Origin of the sequence: Vibrio sp. OPT46 (assembly GCF_015163535.1) — a bacterium.
In the GTDB taxonomy this organism is placed as follows: Bacteria; Pseudomonadota; Gammaproteobacteria; order Enterobacterales; family Vibrionaceae; genus Vibrio; species Vibrio alginolyticus.
In genome coordinates this window covers 1-385 of sequence record NZ_JADDYG010000385.1, presented here as the reverse complement: position 1 = coordinate 385, position 385 = coordinate 1, and the positions used below count along the sequence as shown (strand labels likewise).

Here is a 385-nt window from a genome sequence, read left to right as displayed (position 1 = left end):
GAACAAATTGTATTCACTAACAACGTCAGTTGGCTAGGTGACCCTCGGCTTAAGAAGGGTCGAGCAGTATTATGCATTAATCATGCCAAAATGCAAAGGCTTATTTTTGGGCACAAGATCTCATATAAGCTGGATTTATTCACGCGCAAATTATCAAAATGCAATTTTATAATGCAAATTGCAATTGCACAATGCAACCAAGATTGATAATTGATAGTAGAGTTAATCATCTCAAAAATGTAAACCAAGCATTAAAAGCTCGTTACGGCGGCATTGTCTCTTGGCGAGTAATAAAGATAGGCAATAGATTGGATATAAAACCAAGTAGTTACAGCACTATTTCATACTTTTTTCATCGCAATGTTTGTATACTCTCTGCCATCGA

1 protein-coding gene is annotated in these 385 nt (G+C 36.1%); it reads left to right on the top strand.

The annotated features are described in order from the left end of the window. Nucleotides 1-191: 191 nt before the first annotated feature. Nucleotides 192-385, top strand: a 194-nt coding sequence (locus IQR33_RS33430; protein ID WP_228013970.1) for a hypothetical protein, incomplete at its 3' end; no start/stop codon positions are given.